This window comes from Natrinema sp. CBA1119, assembly GCF_002572525.1.
GTDB lineage: Archaea > Halobacteriota > Halobacteria > Halobacteriales > Natrialbaceae > Natrinema.
Map to the genome: position 1 here is coordinate 3667614 of NZ_PDBS01000001.1, position 21011 is coordinate 3688624.

Consider the following 21011-nt stretch of genomic DNA (forward strand, 5'->3'; position numbering starts at 1 on the left):
GCCACTGATTCTGGCGATCACCGCGTTCGTTTTCGGCATCGTTGCGGCTGTGATGACAGGGAGTGTGCTTCTCATGCTGGTCGTTCAAGCGCTCGCGATAGCGCTATATCTCGGTCTCCGATTGCAAAGAGGGCCACCGGCCGAACACTGATTCGATTCCGTTTGGAACCGCTCCTGAAGGGATGACTTTGTCTGCGAACTCTCACTTTTGCCGTAAGAGATAATCCCGCTCCGTACTTCCTGGTTACTCGAGGGCTATGACCGAGAACGAGATCCGTTACCCCTTGATGTTACACACGGGGAACGTCCGCGCGACTTTGTCGCCGATGCCGAGTTCGTCCGAGACGCGGACGACCTCGTCCACGTCCTTGTAGACGCCCGGCGCTTCCTCGGCAATCGTTGCTCCCGACTGGGCCTTGACGTAGATCGCCTGCTGGTCCTCGAGGTCCTGCTGGACGTCGCCGCCCCAGAACTCGTTTTTGGCCTGCGTGCGACTCATCAGCCGACCCGCACCGTGAGCGGTCGAGCCGAAGGTCAAATCCATCGAGTTCTCGCCGCCTCGGAGGACGTAGCTGCCCGCGCCCATGCTGCCGGGGATGATCACCGGTTGGCCGACATCGCGGTACGCCTTCGGAACCTCCGGGTGGCCGGCGGGGAACGCCCGCGTGGCACCCTTGCGGTGGACGTAGAGTTCGCGCTCCTCGCCGTCCTCGTTCACGGTGTGGGTCTCCTTCTTCGCGATGTTGTGTGCCACGTCGTACAGCAGGTCCATCTCCATCGACTCCCAGGATCGATCGAAGACGCGCTCGAAGACCTGCCGCGTGCGGTGCATGATCAGCTGCCGGTTGACCCACGCGAAGTTAATCGCCGCGTTCATCGCGCCGTAGTAGTCCTCGGCGAGTTGTGATCCCGCGGGCGCGGCCGCGAGTTCCTTGTCGGGCAACTGGTCCAACAGCCCCTTGTGTTGTTGCTCGATCTTCCGCAGGTAGTCGTTACAGGTCTGATGGCCCAGTCCGCGGGAGCCACAGTGGATCAACACGACGATCTGGTCTTCCTCGAGCCCGTAGGCCTCGCCCACGCCCGAATCGAAGACGTCGGTCACGCGCTGGACCTCGAGGAAGTGGTTCCCCGAGCCCAGCGAGCCGATCTGGTTCTTCCCGCGGTCCTTGGCCTTCTGACTCACTTTGTCCGGGTCCGCGCCCTCGCGCATCCCCTCGTCCTCGCAGTGCAGCAAGTCGTCCTCGACGGCGTGGCCGTTCTCGAGCGCCCAGTCGACGCCGCGGGCGAGGATTTCGTCGATCGTATCGACGCCGGCTTCGACGATGCCGCCCCCGCCGAGACCTGACGGGATGTTGGCGAATAGCGAGTCGACGAGCTCTTCCTCGTGACCCTGTACCTCGTCGTAGGTCAGGTTCGTTCGCATCATCCGGACGCCGCAATTGATGTCATAGCCGACCGCTCCCGGCGAAATACAGCCGTTCTCGGCGTCGAGCGCGCCCACCCCGCCGACCGGGAAGCCGTATCCCTGGTGGGTGTCGGGCATACAGATCGCGTGGTTGGTTATTCCGGGCAAATGGGTCGTGTTTTTGATTTGCTCGAGGGAGTTGTCCTCCTTGATCTCCTCGAGCAGCGCTTTGCTCGCCAGTACCCGCGCCGGAACGCGCATGTCGCCCTCCTGGGGGATCTCCCAGACGTACTCGCGCACCCGCTCGAGCGTGATGCCGTTCGCGTCAAACGTGGTCATACGCGAAACTCGGACCGCAGTGATGAAAGATGTTCGTCTCGCGTCGCGGATTAGGATCCTCCCGGCGGTCGATTCTCGCGTCGCCGGATCCACCGACCGGTCAGACGTCGAAGACGACGTACGCCTCCCAGCCGTCGTCGGTTCGCTCGAGGCGCATCTCCGAATACGTCACCGCTTTTACTTCTCGTGCGTCGATCTCGGCGAGTGGGACGCCGCGTGCGCTGGCCTCGAGACGGAACGCCTCGGACCCGTCAGCCGACTCGGTGACTTCGATCGACTCGACCCGATGGTCGACGGGGAGTTCCACTCGAGTGTCTCGCAGGTAGATCAGTTCGTCGAGGTAGTCGAACAACAGCGCCTCGCGGTTCTCCGCGGTCACGGTCACCGAAAACCGATCGCCGGCCTCGTCCGGAATCTCGTCGCACGACGCGGCCGCGAGGCCGTCGGCTACCGAGCCGAAAACCGCCTCGAGCGATTCGCCGGTCGCCGAGACCGCGATATCGGCCGTATGATCGCGGAGTTCGAATCCCATGTCGAATTGGGATTTTACGTCCGGCCCCCTATGTCCGTCGTTTCGGCCCCATCGCCCGCAGATTCTTCTGGTCGGGAATCACGTTCAGGTGGAACTGCCAGCGAATACATTGCTGTCTGACGTTCCGGAGCGTTGACTGCCGGTGGAATTATATTGGCGACGATGGTATACTGTGGTAGTGAGCGTCAACATCGACAGTCGCGTCGTCGCCCCGGGGAGCGACGATTACGTCGACGAAGCCTGGCAGCTAAAGGAGGAGATCAACCGTCAGGAGGATGTGCTCAAACAGCGGTACGACTTCTTTACTGATGCGTATCGCCGGTCGAAGGTACACTGTTACGTCCAAGACAGCGACCTCGTCGGATTCGCCGCCGTTCGACGCGACGGGTACATTCTCTTTCTGGCCGTGGACCCCGATTTCCGCGGCCAGGGCGTCGGCAAACGGCTCGTCGCCCACGTCGCGGAGGACCACGATACGATTACGTGTCACGCCCGGACGAGCAACGAAAACGCGTTACAGTTCTACGAGTATCTCGGCTTCGAGATCAAACGGCGGATCGACGACTATTACGAGGACGGCGGCGACGCCTACTACCTGAAACTCGGCTCGGATGTCGGTATCGCCGATCGGATTTCCGACCTGATCCGGCGGTAACGAGCGGATCGGTTGCGAACCGGACCCGGTTTGTATTCAGTTTTTCACCCGCCGTTCGCGAAGGCTCGATTGTCGCTTCATTCGGCAGGATTATACACCCCCACCGACGACTACTCGAAGCGCATGGAGGAGCGAACGAGGGCCTATCTTCGGGGGCGATTCCGCGATCACTACCGGCGGACAGAGATCACGCCACCGCCCGCGGCCAACGAACGCGAGTGGGGGTTCATCCCCTGGACGGACGGTCCCGACACGACGATGGTCCGCCACCGTTCGCTCCTCGAGCTGGGCGATCTCTCGGAGTTTCTCGTCCGAAAGCGCCCGCGACACGTGTATTTCTCCGCGGGCCGGTTTCGCGATCCCGGCGCGAGTTCGATGAGCGAGAAGGACTGGCAGTCCGCGGATCTCGTCTTCGACCTCGACGCCGACCACTTGCCGAGCGTCACGCTCGGCGAGGACACGTACGCCGAGATGCTCGCGAAGTGCAAGGACGCCCTGTTTCGACTGCTCGAGTTCCTCGAGGATGACTTCGCGTTCGAGGACCTCGAGATCGTCTTTTCGGGGGGCCGCGGCTATCACGTTCACGTCCGGGACAAAAACGTCCTGCACTTAGAGCGGGAACACCGCCGTGAAATCGTCGACTACGTCCGCGGCATCGGCCTCGAGTACGACGAACTGATCGAGACCGAGACCGTCGCCGGATTGGGTCGGAAGACACCCACGGAGCGACGCACCCTGCAGATCGAGGGTGGCTGGGGCGCTCGGACGCACGACCACTTCATGGCCTTCGTCGATGAACTGCTCGAACTCGAGGAGGACGACGCCCTCGAGCGCTTGCAGGAGTTCGACGGCATCGGCGAGGGGAAGGCAGCGGCCACGCTGAACGCGGCCCGCAACAATCGGGAGCAACTCGAGGCCGGCAACGTGACCGTCCACACTGCAGTCTCGCAGTTGGCCGAACGGTTCGCGAGTCAGGCCGTCGAGCGGGACAACGCGCCCATCGACGAGCCGGTCACCACCGACACGAACCGCCTCATTCGCCTGCCCGGGAGCCTCCACGGCGGGAGCGGGCTGAAAACGGTCCGCCTCGAGCGCGACGAGATCGCAGACTTCGATCCGCTCGTCGACGCCGTCCCCGAGACGTTCACGGGCCACGAGATCACCGTCGACGTCACCGACGGCGGGGAGATCGAACTCGGTGGGGATAGCTTTACGGTCTCCGAGGGAGACCAGTCACTACCCGAGTACGTTGCCGTGTTCCTGATGGCACGCGGCCGCGCCGAGAAGGAGAAAGAATGAATCTAGACGAGTTGCGTTCGGTCCAGAGCAAGGAGCGCCAGAAGGATAGCCTCCAGAATCTGCGCCCCTCGTTCTACCAGGAGGTCGGCGACTACATCGCCGACCTCGAGGACGAACGCGACCGCGCCGCCGAGCGGGCCGATAACCCCTTTTCCGCGCCCGAGGTCGGCCAGCTGACCGACGAGATCGAGACCGCGAAGGACGTCGTCGAGGCGATCTACGAGCGACGGATGGGAAAACTCGTCAAGCAGGCTAGCCTCGCCGCGGCCGGCATGGCGGCCGACGACGAGGGGCTGACGGCGGAAGAAGCCGACCTCTTCGACGATCTCGTCGACCGAATCGGCTCGAACAAGACGCGCGTCCTTGACGTCCTCGAGGGTGCCGAAGGTGGCGCTGCCGGTTCGGGGACCGACGCAGCCACGGCGACCGATACCGGACCGACACCGGCCGGTGAGTCCGGTGATCCGGCGGGCCGGCCCGGAGAACAGTCATCCGGCCGATCGCCCGCGGACGACGCTCCATCGGTACCGCCCGAAGATCGATCGACGGACGCCGATCCCGCCGCCGACGTGGATCCGGGGACGGGGGACTCCGGTGGCGTCTCCCCTGCGGACGTCATGGGTGGAGAGGGGCTGGGCGGAGACGGTCCGGGCGAAGACGGTCCACCGGTCGACGAGGCGGACCGAACCGATGGAAACGACGCACCGGATCCGACGACCGCCCGACAGGATCAGTCAGCGGACGGCCCCGGCTCGAATGCCGGCCCCGATTCGGAACCGACGGGGTCCGCCGCCGATTCCGGTGCCGGCGGGCAGGCCGACGATGTCGATCGCACGACCGTCAGGATCACCAGCGATATCGGCGACATTCTCGGCGTCGACGACCGCGAGTACACCCTGAGCAGCGATGACGTCGTCACGCTCCCGGAGCAAAACGCCGCCCCTCTCGTCGATCGGGAAGCTGCCGAGCGCCTCGAGTGAGCGCACCTCGAGCCCCACTATGATGGACGGTTTCGTCGCGACGACTCGCTCTTCGCGGACCCCAGTGTGAAATCGCAACGCATACATGAGCGCTCGCTAACTCCCGTGCATGCTCGATGTCGGCGACGAGGCACCGGAGTTCGAACTGCTCAATCAACACGGCGAGACGGTCAGGCGCTCCGATTTCGAGGGGCAGCGACTCGTCGTCTACTTCTACCCTCGTGCCAACACCGAGGGCTGTACGACCGAGGCCTGCGGGTTCAACGACGCGCTCTCGCAACTCGCGGACCGCGACGCCGCGGTCGTCGGGATCAGCGACGATCCGGTCGACGACCTCGCGGACTTCGCGGCCGACTACGATCTCGAGTTCGATTTACTGTCCGACGAATTCGGCGAAGTCGCGACGCTGTATGACTCCTACGGCGAGAAAAAGATGTTCGGCAACACCTTCGACGGCGTCTTCCGGAACACCTACCTCGTCGGTCCGGACGGACGGATCGAAGCGGTGTACGAAGGGGTCTCCCCTGAGGGCCACGCCGACGAGGTACTGGCGGATCTCGAACCGGTCGACGTCACACACTGAGGAAGCCGCTTGCGAGTTGGCTGAATCACGCAGCCCACCCTCGCTATCCACCGGGGACCGCATGCAGGGTTCAGAGACTGTGCTCACGAGTGCTGGCCATCAGCAGAAGTACACCCAGAACCTGTGACCGGCAGAACACTCGACGGTCGTATGATCGCCGTAGAGTGTGACGGATCGTCTGACCTCGAGTACTACGTCTCCGTCCGGAACCGAAATGGTCGTTTCCTGCTCGGTACGTGTTTAGCCCGAGCTAATTTCGGTACTGTCTCGTAGGAAGCGTTCAACGGACACGATATGAACAGGCAGCAGACATCGGATACGACTCTCAGGGATGGGCTCCACTGCGGAGCCCATCCCGTTGCCTCTGCTGTCATAACTCGTTGGTGGAGTCTGTGAACGCAGACGATTTCACCAAAGAAGAGCTCCTTTCTCGACTTCTTCAACTTGAACAACAAGTCGAAGAACTTCAACAGGAAGTCGATCAGAAGGACGAGCGGATAGAAGAACTCGAAACACGTCTTCGCAAGTACGAAAATCCGCACACGCCACCCAGTAAGCGACGGTCGGGGACTGACGAGTCCCCGACCTCGCAGGACGACGAAGACGAGAATGTTCGAACCGACGGCGGCACTCCTGGACGGAAGGACGGTCATGATCCAGAGTGGCGTGTAACAGCTGGTCCCGACAAAGAGATCGAAGTCACCCGTGACTGTTGTCCCGAATGTGGCAAACACTTCGACGAGTCGGTGGGCGTCAGCCCCCGACTCGTTGAGGAGGTTCCTGATCCGCAGCCTCCTGAAGTCACCCAGTACAACCGCCACTGCTACCAGTGCGACTCTTGTGGAACAGAAACTGTTGCTACACACCCCGACTGCCCCAATGAGGGGCAGTTCGGGGTGAACGTCATCTCTCAAGCAGCACTTTCTCGGTACGATCACCGCCTTCCCTACCGGAAAATCGCTGATCGCTTCGAGCAACTGCACGGGCTAGAACTCTCAGGCGCGTCCGCGTGGCACGCGACCGAGCGCGCTGCGCGCGCCGGTCGCTACGAATATGAACAGATTCGAAGACAGATTCAGCAAGCAGAGATCGTTCACGTCGACGAAACTGGTATCAAACGCGAGGGTGAGCAAGCGTGGATCTGGACGTTTCGGACGAGAGAGCACACACTGTACGCCGTAAGAGAAAGTCGTGGGAGCGATGTCCCCGCGGAAGTCCTCGGAGAGGACTTCGCGGGAACGGTCATCTGCGATGGGTGGACGGCGTATCCAGCGTTCACCAGTAATCTTCAGCGGTGCTGGGCACATCTTCTCCGGGAAGCCGAGGACATTGCTAGTGACCACGAGGAGGCAGAGCCGGTTCACCGGTATCTCAAACAGATGTTCGTCGGTCTCCAGTCGTGGCTGGAGACCGACCCGAGTCCTCGTGAGAGAGCACAGATGCACCGATCATGCCAGAACGGGCTTAGATCGCTCGTTGAGCGGTCAGTAACCGACGAAACAGTGGCAACACTACTCGGGAAGATCGAAGGAGGGATCGACCACTGGCTCACCTTCGTCGGTGAGCCAGCGGTCTCCCAGACGAACAACGCAGCTGAGAACGCACTGCGTGAACCAGTCGTTCTCCGGAAAATCATCGGCACACTCCGTAACGACCGAGGTATGTTCGTTCACGAGACGCTCTTGTCCCTGCTGGCGACATGGCGCCAGCAGGGACGCAATCCCTACGAAGAACTTCGTCGAGTCGTCAGCAACAATGAGATGATCTTACGGGCTCACGCTGTGCCGGCTGTCGAGACTTCGGGGTAAACACATACCCTGCTCGCAGTATGGACACGGTATCGCCGCAATCTTTTGGTTTTGTGTCGTCGCCATCGTTATTCACCCATTTTGGCCGCCATATGATCGAAGACGTCCGTGTGCTCCTCGTGCGGGCTAAAGAGGATGAACTCCTCAGCTCCGCTTTGGATTGATGCATTGGAATCGGCTCGCGTTCCGCTGGGAGAGCTACGAGCGAACGGAATATGTAGGTCCCTCGTGGTACGCTGCCAGTCGCTGACCGCCGTGCAGACGATGACCGGCGGTCACCGACTGCAAGCGGGGACGATTACTCGTAAAGAAGAATTGCTAGTCGCGGACCGAACGACGGCTGCGGCCGTCAACCTTACTGGAAGGTGCGGCCGAGCTGTTCGTCCTGGCCCGGTTCGGCCTGCTGGAACTCCTCTTCGAGCTCCTCGTACTGTTCCCGGGTTTCGGGGGCGACGCTCGGGTTAACCTCCTCGAGCGCGTGCTCGAAGTGGTCGCGGCTGATGCGGACGTTCCCGATGGTGTCGGCCATCTCCTCGGGGTCGACCGAGTTGATGAACTCGCGGCTGGCGGCCATCGAGGCCTCGCGGCAGACCGCTTCGATGTCGGCACCGACGTAGCCGTCCGTCCGACCGGCGAGCCACTCGAGGTCGACCGATTCGGCCAGCGGCTTGTCGCGGGTGTGGACCTCGAAGATAGCCTTACGAGCGTCCTCGTCGGGGACCGGCACGTGGACGTGGCGGTCGAGTCGACCGGGACGGAGCAGGGCGCTGTCGATCAGGTCCGGCCGGTTGGTCGTGGCGATCACGACGACGTCCTCGAGTTCCTCGAGGCCGTCCAGTTCCGTCAGGAGCTGGGAGACGACGCGTTCGCCGACGCCGGAGTCGCCCTGACGCTGGCCGCGTTCGCCCGCGATCGAGTCGATCTCGTCGAAGAAGATCACGGTCGGTGCGTTCGACCGCGCCTTCTCGAAGACCTCGCGGACGCCCTTCTCGGACTCCCCGACGTACTTGTTCAGCAGTTCGGGGCCCTTGATCGAGATGAAGTTCGACTGGGCCTCGTTGGCGACGGCCTTGGCGAGCAGGGTCTTCCCCGTGCCCGGCGGGCCGTACATGAGGACGCCCTTGGCGGCCTGCATGTCCATCTGCTCGAACACCTCGGGGTAGTCGAGCGGCCACTGGATCGTCTCGCGGAGCTGCTCTTTGGTATCGCCCAGCCCGCCGACGTCGTTCCAGGTGACGTCGGGGACCTCGACGAAGACCTCGCGCATCGCGGAGGGCTGGATGCCCTTGAGCGCCTCCTTGAAGTCCCGTTCGGAGACCTCCAACGACTCGAGGATGTCGGCGTCGATCTCCTCGGACTCGAGGTCGAGTTCGGGGCGGATGCGACGGAGCGCGTTCATCGCGCTCTCGCGGGCCAGCGACTCGAGGTCGGCACCGACGAAGCCGTGGGTGTTCTCGGCGTACTGATCGAGGTCGATCTCCTCGTCCAGGGGCATCCCGCGGGTGTGGACCTGCAGGATTTCCTTGCGGCCCTCCTTGTCGGGAACGCCGATCTCGATCTCGCGGTCGAAGCGACCGCCGCGCCGGAGCGCGGGATCGATCGCGTCGACGCGGTTGGTCGCGGCGATGACCGTGACGCGGCCCCGTTCCTCGAGGCCGTCCATCAGGCTGAGCAGTTGGGCGACGACACGTCGTTCGACGTCACCGCCGGCCTCTTCACGTTTGGCGGCGATGGAATCGAGTTCGTCGATGAAGACGATCGCGGGAGCGTTCTCTTCGGCGTCCTCGAAGACCTCCCGGAGTTTCTCTTCGCTCTCGCCGTAGTACTTCGACATGATCTCCGGCCCGGAGATCGTCTCGAAGTGGGCGTCGATCTCGTTTGCGACGGCCTTGGCCATCAGGGTCTTCCCCGTGCCCGGCGGGCCGTGCAGGAGGACGCCCTTCGGCGGCTCGATGCCCAGCTGTTGGAACAGCTCGGGGTGGCGCATCGGCAGTTCGATCATCTCTCGGACCTGGTCGAGTTCGTCGTCCAGGCCGCCGATGTCCTCGTAGGCGACGTTCGGGACGCCCTCCGCGGACGCACCGCCGCCGGATTGGACCTGCTCAGCGGGCGTCTCGGAAATTTCGATGCTCGTCGAGTCCGTGATGACGACGGTACCCGACGGTGAGGTGCTCGCGATCTTCAGCGGAACCGACTGACCGGAGCTGGCCATGGGCCCGAACGAGAGCGAGAACGGTACCGTCTGGCCCTCGGTAACGGCCTGCCCGCTCAGCTTGTCGCGGACGAGCGGCCCGATGTCACCGCGGATCCGCAGGTTCTGTGGCAGCGCCACGGTGACCGATTTGGCGGGTTTGACGTCAGCGGGTTCGATGGTGACGTTGTCGTCGATCCCGACGTCGGCCTCCTGACGCAGGCGGCCGTCGATCCGGACGATACCGCGCCCCTCGTCTTCGGGGTAGCCGGGCCAGACGCGAGCGACAGCCTGTGCCTCGCTCTTGCCCTTGATGACGATGTAGTCCCCGTTCTCGAGGTCGAGTTCGTTCATGGAGACGCGGTCGATCGCGGCCAGTCCGCGGCCGGCGTCTTTCTGTTTCAGTGGTTTGACAGTGAGTTTCATCGTTCCTCCTCCAGTTCGACAGTGAGAACGCCGTTTTTGATAAACGTGTGCGGGTTCTCGCTATTCGCAGGGAGTTCGATTTCGTACTGATCGTCGGTGAGGACGACAATAACCGTGTCGTCGACAACGTCGACCGACGCATCGGCCTCTTCGGTACCGAAGTCGACAGCCATCACCGTGCTGTCGTCGTATTCGTATTGGCGGGCCACCTGCCCCTCATCGAGGGTGAATTGTTCGAGAGTCATGCTGTAACTAACCCAAGGTAAGCGCCACTCACATATATATGTTTCGCCGGTAGACCGCATGAGGGCGGCGTATCGGCTGGAAAGTGATTGTTCGTAGTTCACGTTCACAGTGAGAGTTTATGCGGTTATTCGATCGGTCCAGTGATACTCGATTGGTTCGGAACGATAATATCCTCGTTGCTGGCGTACTCCGGTCTCCACCGAATCGAGTCTTTATGCCGGTTCCGGTTGTGTCGTTCCGTATGGAAACGGTAACACACTACGGACGGGAGACGGCGTACGAGGTCGTCGACCGGGGCAGCGACGGACCACCTATCTGTTGTATCCACGGGAGCGGCGGATCTCACGACGTCTGGGACGGACAGCGGCCGCTCGCGGATCACGCACCGCTCGTCACGGTCGACCTCAGCGGGCACGGTGAGTCGGACGACATCGATGCCAGCGCGGGGTACTCGGCGCTGTCGGCCTACGCCGACGACGTGCTGGCCGTCGTCGAGGCGACCGACGCGGCGGTGCTCGTCGGAAACTCCCTCGGCGGTGCCGTCGTCCTCCACATCTTGCTCGAGCGCGAGTTCGATCCCGCGGCGGCCGTCCTGACGGGGACCGGCGCTCGACTCGGCGTGCTCGAGGATCTCTTGGCGTGGCTTCGGTCCGATTTCGAGCGCGCGGTCGAATTCCTCCACGGCCCGGATCGGCTCTTTCACGACCCCGACTCGGATCTCCGCGAGCGATCAATGGAACGGATGTACGATACCGGCCAGGCGGTCACGCGCCGGGACTTTCTGACCTGCCACGAGTTCGACGTCCGCGACCGCGTCGACGAGATCGACACACCCACGCTCGCAGTGTATGGAGAGTACGACCAGTTGACCCCGCCGTGGTTTCACGAGTACCTCGCCGACGAAATCGACGAGGCCGGACTCGCAGAGATCGAGGACGCCGCACACCTGGCGATGATCGAACGCCCGTCCGCGTTCAACACGGTCGTCGACGAATTCCTATCCGAGATCGCCGGTGACCGAAATCGAGACTGGTACTGAGAGTCGGCTCGAGACAGCTGTCGGACCGAGGCGACGACGGCTCAGTAAATGTCCTCGAGATCGCTCTCCTCGTGACTGTGTTCGTCGGCGGGGAACTCGCCGGATTCGACCGCCGAGACGTACTCCCCGACCGCGGACTCCATCTCCGCACGAACGTTCCCGAACCGTTTCGAGAAGGAGGGCGACCACTCGCTGAGCCCGATCGCGTCGTCGACGACGAGCACCTGTCCGTCGCAGTCCGGGCCGGCACCGATCCCGATCGTCGGGGTGTCCAGCGCCGCCGTCACGTCGGCCGCGAGATTCGACGGCACGTGCTCGAGGACGAGCGAGAACGCCCCGGCCGCCTCGTGGGCTTCGGCCAGTTCGAGGATGCGCTCGGCACCGTCCCGATCCGTCCCCTGCCGCGGATAGCCGCCGTACTGGTTGACGTGCTGGGGCGTCAGTCCGAGGTGGGCCATCACGGGGATTCCGAGCTGGACCAGTTTCTCGGTCAGTTCGACGGTGTGGGGACCGCATTCGAGTTTGACCGCGTGAGCGTCAGCCTCCTTGAGCATCCGGCCCGCGTTCTCGACGCTCGCCGCCTCGTCGACCCCGATCGAGAGAAACGGCATGTCGGCGACGACGAGGGCGTCGTCGGTCGCGCGGGCGACCGCACCGGTGTGGCGAGCCATGTCGTCGACGGTAACCGGGAGCGTCGTCTCATACCCCAGATTGGTGTTTCCAAGGCTGTCACCGACGAGGATGATGTCGACGCCGGCCTCGTCCACGACCGCCGCCGTCGGCGCGTCGTACGCGGTCAGCATCGTGATCGGCTCCTCACCGGCCTTCGCTCTGAGATCCCGCACGGTAGGCATACCCACAGCTTAGCCGCCGAGAACTAAACAGCGTTGTTCTTCCGCCACTGACGGCCGAGCGTCCGCTGGGGCCGTATCCGCGGCGCTTAAGAGGAGTCGGTCGCGATACTCACGCGTGCCAGAACCCGTCGAAACGACCTCGCCCGACGGCGTCGATTACGGCTGGGTGATGCAGACGACCTTCGTCGCAACCATTCTGGTCGGCGCGCCGGTCGTCGTCCTGCTATCCACGGCGGCGACCCTCCCGACGTGGGCCGACCGGGTCGAGTTCGCGATCCGAGTCGGTGCACCCGTCTGGTTAGTCACGTCTATCGTCGTCTTCGCCTACGCGAAGCGAACGCAGACTTAACGGGCTCGAGTCGCTCTCGAGCCGAGCGCTCAGACGCCCGACGGCCCCTCGCCGACGTACTCGAAGTCCATTCCCGCTCGTTCTGCGGCGTGTCGGTCGCGCGCGGAATCGCCGATAAATAGCGCCGCCGCCGGCTCGACCTCGAGCGCTCGAACCGTCGCAAGCAACGGTTCCGGATCCGGCTTCCACGTGTCGACCGTGTCGCGACCGACGACGGCATCGACCGCGTCGTCGAGCGCGTGTTCGTCGAGCGCGATCCGACACGCTTGCTCGCAATTGAGCGAACAGACGCCCGCCGGCAGCGCCCGCTCGAGCAGTTCGTCGGCGTGTGCGAGTCGAACGGAGGTCCGCGCCCCGTCGTGCTCGTGGGCCGCGATAGCGGCTTCCACCTCATCGGCCAGCCCCACGTCGGCCGCGACCTCGAGCATGTCCCAGAGCCCGTCGCTCGGCGGGTCGACGTTCGCGGCGGTGTACACCTCGCGGACGTCGACGGCGACGGCGTTCCAGTCGACGTCGAGATCGACGAGCGTTCCGTCCAGATCGTAGACGATGGCCTCGTACCCGGTCACGACCGCCAATACGTGCGGGACGCGAATATACTGTTCGCCGTGTCGCCCGCCGCGAACCACCGACTCGGTACTGGACTTCACTCGCCACCGCGCTCTACCCGCTCTCTTACTCGAGCAGTTCCCGAGCGATCACCGTCTTCTGGATCTCGGTCGTCCCCTCGTAGATTTCGGTAATCTTGGCGTCGCGATAGAGCCGTTCGACTTCGCCCTCGGTGACGTAGCCGTAGCCGCCGTGGATCTGGACCGCCTCGTTCGTCACGAACATCGCCGCCTCGCTCGCGCAGTACTTCGCCATGCTCGCCTCGAGTGCCGCGCCGCCGGCTGCTCGCTTTCGGGCAGCGTCTCGAGTCAGCAGGCGCGCGGCCCGAATTTTGGTCGCCATCTCGGCGAGTTTGTGCCGGATCGTCTGGATGTCCGAAATGGGGCCGCCGAACTGGTCGCGCTCTTGGCTGTAAGCCAGCGCCTCGTCGAGCGCACACTGTGCGAGGCCCACCGACTGGGCGGCGATGGCGATCCGGCCGCCGGTGAGGATGTGAAACGCGGCCGAGAGCCCCTTTCCTTCCTCGGTGAGGCGGTTTTCGGCCGGGATCCGAACATCGTCGAAGGTCAGGCCCGTCGTATCGCTCGCGCGCAGACCGAGTTTGTCCTCTTTTTCGCCAATCGAGAGGCCGTCCACGTCGGCTGGAACGAGAAACTGGGTGACCGAGCCGGGGTCGTCGCGGTCGGTCTTCGCGAAGAGGACGTAGACGCCCGCGCGCTCGCCGTTGGTGATCCACTGCTTTTCGCCGTCGATGATGTACTCGTCGCCCTCTCTGCGGGCCTCGGTCGACATCTCCGCCGGGTTCGACCCCGCGTGGGGTTCCGAGAGCGCGAACGCGCCCACGGGGCGGCCCGCGGCCATCTCGGGTAGCCACCGCTCTTGCTGGGCGTCGCTCCCGAACTCGGCGATACAGGAGGTCGCCAGCGAGTGGACTGAAAGGGCAGTCGCCACCGAGAGCATTCCGTACGCGACTTCCTCGTTAACCACGGCGGCCGTCACCGGATCCGCCTCGTAGCCGCCGTACTCGGCGGGGACCGTCAGCCCCGTCAGATCGAGGTCGGCGAGGCCGTCCCAGACGGCTTCGGGAAACTCCTGCTCCCTGTCGGCCTCGAGCGCGGTCGGCCTGATCTCCTCGCGCGCGAACTCCCGGACGGCCTCGCGGACCGCTTCCTGCTCCGCAGTGAGTTCCATAGCGGCCATTGGACGGCCGTCGCAAAAGTCCCGGTGTCGGACGCTCGTCGCGAGTGCGGCGAGTGGAACTCAGATCACATCGAGTTCCAGCGCCTGAAGCGCCTCGCGCATCTCCCGTGCGGAGTCGTCATCCTTCAGCCGGAGCGGGCTCCGCAACGGGCCGGCGTCGAAGTCCCGCATTCTGAGTGCGGTCTTGACGCCGGACATGTACGCGCCGCCGGTCTTGAACGCGTCTCGCACATCGAATATTTCGCTCTGGAGTTCCCGCGCTCGTTCGTCGTCGCCCGCGTCGTAGGCGTCATAGCAGTCGACGACGAGTTCCGGGAACGCGTTTGCGACCGCGCTGACCGCGCCCGAACAGCCGACGGCGAGCCCGGTGAAGATCAGCGAGTCCGACCCCGCGAGGAAGGTCAGGTCGGGGTGGGCGTCGATCGCCTGGGCGAGCCACGGCACGTCCTTGCTCGAGTCCTTGCAGCCGACGACGTTGTCGATATCTGCGAGCGCAGCGAGGGTGTCGAGCGACAGTTCGTTGCCGGTCTTGCTCGGGATGTGGTAGATATAGACCGGTACGTCGACGGCCTCGGCGACCCGTCGATAGTGCTCGAGGGCACCGTCGTGGTCCAGCGGATAGTAGTACGGCGTCACGACGACGATGCCGTCCGCGCCAACGGATTCGGCGTGTTCGGCGTGGGCGACTGTCCGATAGGTACTGGGAGCGCCGACGCCGGCGATGACTGGCACGTCATCACCGACTTCATCGACGACCGCCTCGACGATCCGGTCGCGCTCCGGGCCCGAGAGCAGCGGGAACTCGCCGTTGGTTCCGAGCGGAAAGACGCCGTGTACCCCGCGGTCGACGACGAAACGGGCGTGTGCAGCCGTCGTCTCGTAATCGACGGACTCGTCCTCCCGGAACGCGGTGACGGTCGGCGGCACGACGCCGCGAAGCGACAGCGGGTCGGCGGCGCCGGAATCGTGATTCGCCATGCAACACACTCCGTCGGGGACGGCCAAAAAACGCCTGCCGCCGCGACTCGCTCGACCGCTCGAATAGCCACCGGTCGCCGAACGCGAGCGAACGACGCCCCGCCGACCTCGAGTCAGTCCGGCGTCGCCACCTCGCCCGACGGGCTCTCCAACTGCTCGCCCGCGAGGACGCGGTTCGCCCGACGGAGCCGCTCGGAGAGCGCCTGATGAGAGATGTCGAGTTCGTTCGCGAGCTCCTCGAGCGAGATTTCCCGCGGGACGTCGTAGTAGCCCTGCCGATACGCCTCGGCGATCGCCTCCTGCTGGGGCTCGGTCAGCGCCGCCGTCGTCTCGAGTTCCTCGTCCTGTCCGGCCTCGACCATGCGTCTCACGTCGACCCGAACGCCGCAGTCCTCGATGGCTGAGACAGCGTCCGACAGCTCCTCACGGTGGGGGAAGAGGAGCCGGAGCGTCCACTGGCCGTCGGTCACCTGCGCGTCGAGAACCGTCCCGCCGTCGGTGTAGACGCACTGACAGACGGACTCGACGGTCGCCGCGTACTCCAAGCGGTAGAACAGTTCGCCGTCCTCGGTGTTCCCGAGCAGCCGTCGGTACTCGGCAACGGTCGGATCCGATTCGAGAGCCGTCTCGAGGTCGTCGCGGTCGACGTTCGAAAACCAGACGAGCGGGACGGTCCGGGTCGGCCCTTCCGCGACGACGCTTTCGACGCGGACGTCGAGGGACGGTAGTTGCTGGAGGGTCTCTGCGAGTGCGAACTCGTCCGTCGAAAGCGAAAGTTCTGCGATCGTCGTCATTGGTGGATCACCTCGTAGCGCTGGCTCGAGTCCGGTCGGTGAACGACGCCGCTGTCGTGGTGCTGGGACTCGATTCGTCTCATAAATCTCCAGCCGATCCGCTCGGTGTCGTCGCGAACGCCTCGTCCATTGCGGCTGTGAGGGCGCCGTCGACAGTACGCTCACCGGATCGTGCTGAGAGAAGGAACAACTCGGATACGCTTGATGAGCGGGCCTTTGTATTCCGGCCGTTTAAGAGAGTAAGTCGCGTCTGACGACGGTCAGAATCACGTGACTGAGACGGAATGTCGACGGGATCTATCGGACGGCAATGTCGAACGGACGGCAGTTCGGATCCGGATCGGGTGACACTGTACGCGCGAAACGAGTACGATCGATCACCCGAGATGCGCCAGCCGATTGAGCGCGTACACCGTCCGGAGCACGTCGACGCTCTTCCCGCGATCGAAGACGAGTTCGTCCGTCTCGAGGACGTGCTGGAGGGTCTCCTGCGAGGCGTGTTCCGGGGCGGCCGCGATCCCGGCGTCGGTGTCGGCGACCCACTCCATCACGCGCAGATCGCTCTTGGAGTCGCCCATCACGAGCGCGAAGGGGTTCTCGACTCCGAGTACGTCGAGCGCGCGTTGGACGCCCACCACCTTATTCAACTCGAGGCTACCGATTTCGGCCGCATCGGCCTCGTAGTAGGCGACGTCGATCCGTTCGAGGGTCGCTTCGAGCCGGTCGGGGACGTCGTCGGTCGCGAGGTCGGGGTACGCCCCCTCGCCCTCGAGGACCGCCCTGATCTCCGGGTCCTGGCCGGCGTAGAAGGCGCGGGTCCAGTCGGTGATCGTTTCGTCGCCGGGCGTCAGCTCACTCTCGCCGCCGGTGGCTGATTCCCCGTTCTCACCGTTCACCTCCTTGCCTGCATCCTCGAGCACCCGTCCGACGGCATCGGCGAGCAGATCGATGAGATAGACCAGCGCCTCGTCGATGATTTCGCGGGCGTCCGCGGACCCGGTTTCGTAGTTGGGCTTCATCGTGACGTTGAACTCGTTGCCCTGGAGGTGGCAGCCCCGGCGGAGTTCCTCGGGCGCCTCCGGTAAGACGCGCGACCGGACGTCGTCGAAGACGGTTCGAATGGACTCATCGAGGTCTTCGTAAAGCAACTGTTTCGTCTCCGCACCGTGGCCCGGCGTGAACACGCCCGTCCCCGCCTCGTAGACGATCGAGAGGTTCCCCGAGTGGACGATCTCACTCCCCAGCCCCTGGATCGCAAAGCCCTTGACGTTCTCTAAGGTCTGGCCCGTGCAGATGACGATCGGGACGCCGGCCTCGTGGAACTCCGTCAGGAAGTGCAGCGTCTCCCGGGGGATCTCGTTGTCCGTTCCACCGGCGGAGCGCAGCGTCTCGTCGACGTCGAGCACGAGGACGTTCACCGCGCGGCCGTACTTCGCCTCGAGGTCGAGCGCGGTGAAGGCCTGATCGCGAGTCGTGCGGGCGGCGATCTCCGCGAACGTCTCGCCGGCCGCGAACGCCGACCGGATCTCGTCCTTACGATCCTCGAGTTCCTCGGTCGCCTCCTGCCAGTGCTCGAGCGCGACTCTGGAGTCGACCGCCGGGAAGACGTCGACGAACTCCTGGTACTCCCGCAACGTCGCCGTGTCGTGCTCGTCGTAGAGCCGATAGACGAGATCGTACCGTTCCATGTGGGCTACAGGCATGGGCGGACGGATAACCGTTTCCGGTCGCAGTCGTTCTGGCCGAAACCGTTTCGATCGCAGTCGTTCCGATCGCAGTCAGTTCGCCGCTCGATCGATCCCGGCCGGACGATCTCACGTCTCCGATATCCGAGCATGATGATATTTACTCGAGTAGGAATAAATATTTAACGTCACGGTTCCTACCGGGAGACAATGAAGGCCATCGCAGTCCAGCCCGGAGCGGGTCTCCCGGAGGTCGTCGACCGACCCGTTCCGGAACCCGCTCCCGGCGAAGCGCTCGTACGGATCTGTCGCGTCGGTATCGACGGGACCGATTACGAGGTCATCGACGGGGACCACGGAAGCGTTCCCGACGGAGACGACCGGCTGATCCTCGGACACGAGGCCGTCGGCATCGTCGAAGACGCGAACGGAACCGACCTCGAGGACGGACAGTACGTCGTCCCGACGGTGCGACGGCCGCCAGCGGGCGCCGAGACGAACGACTACTTCGAGGCGGGCGAGCCTGACATGGCCCCCGACGGCGAGTACGTCGAACGCGGTATCGTCGGCGCACACGGGTTCATGGCGGAGTACATTACAAGCCCGGCAGCTGATCTCGTTCCGATTCCGGCCGAGCTAGCGCAGTGGGGCTTTCTCGTGGAACCGATCAGCATTACCGAAAAGGCGATCGAACACGCTCGCGCGACGCGCTCAGCGTTCGACTGGCGGCCCGAATCCGCGCTCGTCCTCGGCACCGGCTCGCTGGGGCTGTTGACCGTCGCGATGTTCGCGGAGACGCTCGATTACGAGCGGGTCTACTGTCTCGGGCGGAAGGATCGACCACACCCAACGATCGACATCGCGGAGCGACTCGGCGCGACCTACATCGATTCCCGCGAGACGCCGGTCTCCGCTATCACGGGCGCGTACGAGCCGATGGACGTCGTCTACGAGGCGACCGGTCACGCGAAACACGCCTTCGAATCAATCGACGCGCTCGCCCCCAACGGCGTCGCCGCCCTGCTCGGCGTCCCCGCCGACTGGTCGTTCGAAGTCGACGGCGGCCGACTGCACCGCGAACTCGTGTTGCACAACAAGGCACTTGTCGGCAGCGTCAACTCCAACCGCCGCCACTTCGAGCGGGCAATCGAGACGCTCTCGAGCCTTCCCGACTGGGTGCTCGAGTCGACCGTGACCGGCGTCTACGACCTCGAGTCGGTCGATCGGGCGTTCCCCAAGGCGACCGCGCGCGTCCCGGCGGCCGGACACGCATCGACGGCGGGGGCGGATGACGACACGACTATAAAAACGGCGGTCGAATTCGCATCCATATGAAAAACGTCGACGACTTGATCGAGAGCGCGGCCGAGCTCGCGGCTCGCGGTCTCTCGAAGGGAGAGATCGCAGACGAGTTGAACGTCTCCCGGGAGACCGCAAGCTGGCTCGTCGAGCGTAGCGGAACGACCCCGCAGGCGACCGAACAACCGCCCCAGCGAACCGATGAAACCCCCGGTGCGAGCGGCCCACAGGACATCCACGTCGACTGGTCCGCGATCGGCCGGGACAGCAAACGGATGAGCGCCATCGCCTCGGCGATGGCCGACATGCTCGCCAAACACGGCGAAGACGTGGATCTGACGATCGGCATCGAGAAAGCCGGCGGCCCGATCGCGACGCTGGTCGCCCGTGAACTCGAGACCGATCTCGGGACCTACACCCCCGCGAAACACCAGTGGGAGGAAGGCGACATCGAGGATCTCGGTGGCACGTTCTCCAGGAATTTCGCCGGTATCCGCGATCGGGAATGTTACATCGTTGACGATACAATCACCAGCGGCACCACCATGCGCGAGACGATCGAGGCGATCCGCGCCGAGGGCGGCAAACCGCTCGCCTGCGTCGTCATCGCCGACAAACAGGGTCTCGAGGAACTCGAGGGCGTCCCCGTCTACTCGCTCTTGCAGGTCATCAGCGTCGGCAAGGACGACTAGCCGACGGACGCAGTCGCTGGATCGAATACGTGATGCGATAAAGTCGAGAGAGGGTACCGAGTTCGCCTTCGGCTACCCGTGAATGCCCATCGCTTCGATCTGCTCCTGATAGCGGTTCCGGATCGTCACCTCGGTCACCTGTGCGACGTCGGCGACCTCGCGCTGGGTCTTCTTCTCGTTGCAGAGCAGGGACGCAGCGTAGATCGCGGCCGCGGCGTACCCCGTCGGTGACTTGCCCGAAAGTAGTCCTTCCTCGGCCGTCTTCTCGATAATTTCGTTGGCCTTGGTCTGGACCTCTTCGGACAGTTCGAGTTCAGAACAGAAGCGCGGGACGTACTTTTTCGGGTCGACGGGACGCATCTCGAGGCCGAGTTCCTGCGAGATGTATCGATACGTGCGACCGATTTCTTTGCGTTCGACGCGCGAGACTTCCGAGATCTCCTCGAGGCTTCGCGGGATCCCTTCCTTGCGACAGGCGGCGTACAGCGCGGACGTCGCGACCCCTTCGATCGATCGTCCGCGGATGAGGTCTTCTTTGAGCGCGCGCCGATAGATGACCGACGCGACCTCCCGAACCGAGCGCGGGACGCCGAGCGCGGATGCCATCCGATCGATCTCGCTGAGCGCGAACTGGAGGTTCCGCTCGCCGGCGTCTTTGGTTCGAATGCGTTCTTGCCACTTGCGCAACCGGTGCATCTGGCTGCGTTTTTTCGAAGAAATCGAGCGGCCGTAGGCGTCCTTGTCTTTCCAGTCGATTGTCGTCGTCAGCCCCTTGTCGTGCATCGTCTGGGTCGTCGGCGCGCCGACGCGGGACTTTTCTTGCCGTTCGGAGTGATTGAACGCCCGCCACTCCGGGCCTGGGTCGATCTGTTCCTCCTCCACGACGAGCCCACAGTCTTCGCAGATGAGCTCTCCCCGGTCGGAGTCCTTGACGAGATTGTCCGATTCACACTCGGGGCAGGCACGTTCCCCCTCTTGTTCCTCGGTCTCGTCCGTCTCGCGCGTTCGCTCCCGCTGGCGGGTGGACCGTGTCATCGCACTTTTATAG

At 64.0% G+C, this 21011-nt stretch carries 20 protein-coding genes and 1 pseudogene; 9 read left to right on the top strand and 12 right to left on the bottom strand.

Features of this window, described 5'->3' with window-relative positions; genetic code table 11:
- Positions 1-277: 277 nt before the first annotated feature.
- Together CP556_RS18070 and CP556_RS18075 are read right to left on the bottom strand one after the other, a co-directional pair.
- Positions 278-1744, bottom strand: a complete 1467-nt coding sequence (locus CP556_RS18070) for an RtcB family protein (RefSeq protein WP_098726877.1) — start codon at positions 1742-1744, stop codon at positions 278-280.
- 100 nt (positions 1745-1844) lie between these two features.
- Entirely contained in the window at positions 1845-2276 is a 432-nt protein-coding gene (locus CP556_RS18075; protein WP_098726878.1) for an archease, read from the bottom strand.
- A gap of 178 nt (positions 2277-2454) precedes the next feature.
- Between CP556_RS18075 and CP556_RS18080 the strand changes: the two genes are divergently transcribed.
- The 4 genes from CP556_RS18080 (at position 2455) to bcp (ending at position 5793) form a co-directional block, all read left to right on the top strand.
- Positions 2455-2931: a GNAT family N-acetyltransferase gene (locus CP556_RS18080; protein WP_098726879.1), complete on the top strand. Its 477-nt coding sequence runs from the start codon at positions 2455-2457 to the stop codon at positions 2929-2931.
- A 123-nt stretch (positions 2932-3054) separates the two neighbouring features.
- Positions 3055-4230, top strand: a complete 1176-nt coding sequence (gene priS / locus CP556_RS18085; protein ID WP_098726880.1) for a DNA primase small subunit PriS — start codon at positions 3055-3057, stop codon at positions 4228-4230.
- The gene (locus CP556_RS18090) at positions 4227-5210 is read left to right on the top strand and encodes a DNA replication complex subunit Gins51 (RefSeq protein WP_098726881.1); all 984 of its coding nucleotides are present in this window, start codon (positions 4227-4229) and stop codon (positions 5208-5210) included. The genes priS and CP556_RS18090 overlap by 4 nt, the downstream gene beginning before the upstream one ends.
- A gap of 109 nt (positions 5211-5319) precedes the next feature.
- Positions 5320-5793, top strand: a complete 474-nt coding sequence (bcp, locus tag CP556_RS18095) for a thioredoxin-dependent thiol peroxidase (RefSeq protein WP_098726882.1) — start codon at positions 5320-5322, stop codon at positions 5791-5793.
- A 99-nt stretch (positions 5794-5892) separates the two neighbouring features.
- Here bcp and CP556_RS27580 read toward each other — a convergent pair.
- Positions 5893-6012: pseudogene (locus tag CP556_RS27580) on the bottom strand (hypothetical protein); the annotation flags it as partial.
- Between the two features lie 173 nt (positions 6013-6185).
- Between CP556_RS27580 and tnpC the strand changes: the two are divergent.
- On the top strand, positions 6186-7601 hold the full coding sequence (gene tnpC, locus CP556_RS18100; protein ID WP_098727245.1) for an IS66 family transposase: 1416 nt from the start codon (positions 6186-6188) through the stop codon (positions 7599-7601).
- Positions 7602-7956: 355 nt separating this feature from the next.
- Here the strand turns inward: tnpC and CP556_RS18105 are convergent, their stop codons facing one another.
- Together CP556_RS18105 and CP556_RS18110 are read right to left on the bottom strand one after the other, a co-directional pair.
- Positions 7957-10218: a CDC48 family AAA ATPase gene (locus tag CP556_RS18105; RefSeq protein WP_098726883.1), complete on the bottom strand. Its 2262-nt coding sequence runs from the start codon at positions 10216-10218 to the stop codon at positions 7957-7959.
- A complete protein-coding gene (locus CP556_RS18110) occupies positions 10215-10463 on the bottom strand; it encodes a DUF7127 family protein (protein ID WP_098726884.1) in 249 nt (82 codons plus the stop codon). The genes CP556_RS18105 and CP556_RS18110 overlap by 4 nt, the downstream gene beginning before the upstream one ends.
- Positions 10464-10705: 242 nt before the next feature.
- Between CP556_RS18110 and CP556_RS18115 the strand changes: the two genes are divergently transcribed.
- Positions 10706-11503, top strand: a complete 798-nt coding sequence (locus tag CP556_RS18115; RefSeq protein WP_098726885.1) for an alpha/beta fold hydrolase — start codon at positions 10706-10708, stop codon at positions 11501-11503.
- A 41-nt stretch (positions 11504-11544) separates the two neighbouring features.
- Here CP556_RS18115 and panB read toward each other — a convergent pair whose 3' ends face one another.
- Positions 11545-12357, bottom strand: coding sequence for a 3-methyl-2-oxobutanoate hydroxymethyltransferase (gene panB, locus CP556_RS18120; RefSeq protein ID WP_098726886.1), 813 nt, complete (start codon positions 12355-12357; stop codon positions 11545-11547).
- Between the two features lie 115 nt (positions 12358-12472).
- On the opposite strand from panB, the gene CP556_RS18125 reads away from it, so the two are divergent.
- The gene (locus tag CP556_RS18125) at positions 12473-12706 is read left to right on the top strand and encodes a DUF5822 domain-containing protein (RefSeq protein ID WP_098726887.1); all 234 of its coding nucleotides are present in this window, start codon (positions 12473-12475) and stop codon (positions 12704-12706) included.
- A gap of 29 nt (positions 12707-12735) precedes the next feature.
- Here CP556_RS18125 and CP556_RS18130 read toward each other — a convergent pair whose 3' ends face one another.
- The 5 genes from CP556_RS18130 to CP556_RS18150 form a co-directional block, all read right to left on the bottom strand.
- Positions 12736-13275 carry an HAD family hydrolase gene (locus CP556_RS18130; RefSeq protein ID WP_098727470.1) on the bottom strand — a complete coding sequence of 180 codons (540 nt, stop codon included), beginning with the start codon at positions 13273-13275 and terminating at the stop codon, positions 12736-12738.
- A gap of 106 nt (positions 13276-13381) precedes the next feature.
- A complete protein-coding gene (locus CP556_RS18135; RefSeq protein WP_098726888.1) occupies positions 13382-14506 on the bottom strand; it encodes an acyl-CoA dehydrogenase family protein in 1125 nt (374 codons plus the stop codon).
- 69 nt (positions 14507-14575) lie between these two features.
- Complete coding sequence (locus CP556_RS18140) at positions 14576-15493, bottom strand: dihydrodipicolinate synthase family protein (protein ID WP_098726889.1); 918 nt, start codon at positions 15491-15493, stop codon at positions 14576-14578.
- A 113-nt stretch (positions 15494-15606) separates the two neighbouring features.
- On the bottom strand, positions 15607-16287 hold the full coding sequence (locus CP556_RS18145; protein WP_098726890.1) for a helix-turn-helix domain-containing protein: 681 nt from the start codon (positions 16285-16287) through the stop codon (positions 15607-15609).
- A 377-nt stretch (positions 16288-16664) separates the two neighbouring features.
- The gene (locus CP556_RS18150) at positions 16665-17975 is read right to left on the bottom strand and encodes an HAD hydrolase family protein (protein ID WP_098726891.1); all 1311 of its coding nucleotides are present in this window, start codon (positions 17973-17975) and stop codon (positions 16665-16667) included.
- Between the two features lie 207 nt (positions 17976-18182).
- On the opposite strand from CP556_RS18150, the gene CP556_RS18155 reads away from it, so the two are divergent.
- Positions 18183-19307 carry a glucose 1-dehydrogenase gene (locus tag CP556_RS18155; RefSeq protein WP_098726892.1) on the top strand — a complete coding sequence of 375 codons (1125 nt, stop codon included), beginning with the start codon at positions 18183-18185 and terminating at the stop codon, positions 19305-19307.
- The gene (gfcR, locus tag CP556_RS18160; RefSeq protein ID WP_098726893.1) at positions 19304-19963 is read left to right on the top strand and encodes a transcriptional regulator GfcR; all 660 of its coding nucleotides are present in this window, start codon (positions 19304-19306) and stop codon (positions 19961-19963) included. Before CP556_RS18155 ends, gfcR begins: the two co-directional genes overlap by 4 nt.
- A gap of 72 nt (positions 19964-20035) precedes the next feature.
- On the opposite strand, the gene CP556_RS18165 is transcribed toward gfcR, so the two are convergent.
- Positions 20036-20998 (bottom strand): transcription initiation factor IIB, encoded by a 963-nt coding sequence (locus tag CP556_RS18165; RefSeq protein ID WP_098726894.1) that lies wholly within the window; start codon positions 20996-20998, stop codon positions 20036-20038.
- Positions 20999-21011 lie beyond the last annotated feature (13 nt).

Excerpts from the sequence above, each read along its gene's own strand:
- CP556_RS18150 (WP_098726891.1), bottom strand. The coding sequence starts at position 17,975 with ATGGAACGGTACGATCTCGTCTATCGGCTCTACGACGAGCACGACACG.
- bcp (WP_098726882.1), top strand. The coding sequence starts at position 5,320 with ATGCTCGATGTCGGCGACGAGGCACCGGAGTTCGAACTGCTCAATCAA.
- CP556_RS18135 (WP_098726888.1), bottom strand. The coding sequence starts at position 14,506 with ATGGAACTCACTGCGGAGCAGGAAGCGGTCCGCGAGGCCGTCCGGGAG.
- CP556_RS18090 (WP_098726881.1), top strand. The coding sequence starts at position 4,227 with ATGAATCTAGACGAGTTGCGTTCGGTCCAGAGCAAGGAGCGCCAGAAG.
- CP556_RS18115 (WP_098726885.1), top strand. The coding sequence starts at position 10,706 with ATGGAAACGGTAACACACTACGGACGGGAGACGGCGTACGAGGTCGTC.
- CP556_RS18140 (WP_098726889.1), bottom strand. The coding sequence starts at position 15,493 with ATGGCGAATCACGATTCCGGCGCCGCCGACCCGCTGTCGCTTCGCGGC.
- CP556_RS18075 (WP_098726878.1), bottom strand. The coding sequence starts at position 2,276 with ATGGGATTCGAACTCCGCGATCATACGGCCGATATCGCGGTCTCGGCG.
- gfcR (WP_098726893.1), top strand. The coding sequence starts at position 19,304 with ATGAAAAACGTCGACGACTTGATCGAGAGCGCGGCCGAGCTCGCGGCT.
- CP556_RS18165 (WP_098726894.1), bottom strand. The coding sequence starts at position 20,998 with ATGACACGGTCCACCCGCCAGCGGGAGCGAACGCGCGAGACGGACGAG.
- panB (WP_098726886.1), bottom strand. The coding sequence starts at position 12,357 with ATGCCTACCGTGCGGGATCTCAGAGCGAAGGCCGGTGAGGAGCCGATC.
- CP556_RS18155 (WP_098726892.1), top strand. The coding sequence starts at position 18,183 with ATGAAGGCCATCGCAGTCCAGCCCGGAGCGGGTCTCCCGGAGGTCGTC.
- CP556_RS18110 (WP_098726884.1), bottom strand. The coding sequence starts at position 10,463 with ATGACTCTCGAACAATTCACCCTCGATGAGGGGCAGGTGGCCCGCCAA.
- CP556_RS18070 (WP_098726877.1), bottom strand. The coding sequence starts at position 1,744 with ATGACCACGTTTGACGCGAACGGCATCACGCTCGAGCGGGTGCGCGAG.
- CP556_RS18105 (WP_098726883.1), bottom strand. The coding sequence starts at position 10,218 with ATGAAACTCACTGTCAAACCACTGAAACAGAAAGACGCCGGCCGCGGA.
- CP556_RS18145 (WP_098726890.1), bottom strand. The coding sequence starts at position 16,287 with ATGACGACGATCGCAGAACTTTCGCTTTCGACGGACGAGTTCGCACTC.
- priS (WP_098726880.1), top strand. The coding sequence starts at position 3,055 with ATGGAGGAGCGAACGAGGGCCTATCTTCGGGGGCGATTCCGCGATCAC.